This is a genomic window from Burkholderia guangdongensis, from assembly GCF_013403875.1.
Lineage (GTDB): Bacteria > Pseudomonadota > Gammaproteobacteria > Burkholderiales > Burkholderiaceae > Burkholderia > Burkholderia guangdongensis.
Genome location: NZ_JACBNX010000076.1, coordinates 1 through 281, shown reverse-complemented (window position 1 = coordinate 281; position 281 = coordinate 1). Strand labels below are relative to the sequence as shown.

At 60.1% G+C, this 281-nt stretch carries 1 pseudogene; it reads left to right on the top strand.

What is annotated here, in order from left to right:
- Window positions 1-281 (top strand): annotated as a pseudogene (locus tag HZI36_RS26765) (IS110 family transposase); the annotation flags it as partial.

Sequence of the window (281 nt, the reverse complement as noted above, 5' to 3'; positions counted from 1 at the left end):
GCGCGAGCAGTTGGTGAAATTCCGCACGATGCAGAGCAACGGACTGCGTGGATTGCTGGCGGAATACGGCGAGGTGATGAGCCGGGGACGAGCGAAACTGGACATGGAAATACTGGCGGCACTTGGCCGGCTCGCGGAGCGTCTGCCGGCGGCACTGATCGATACGTTGCGTGAACAGTGGAACGGGTTGGCGAGACTGGACGAGCAGATCGCCGGGATCGAACGCCGTATGCGTGAATGGAAGAAAGAAGACAAGGCGGTTGCCGCGATCAGCGAAATTC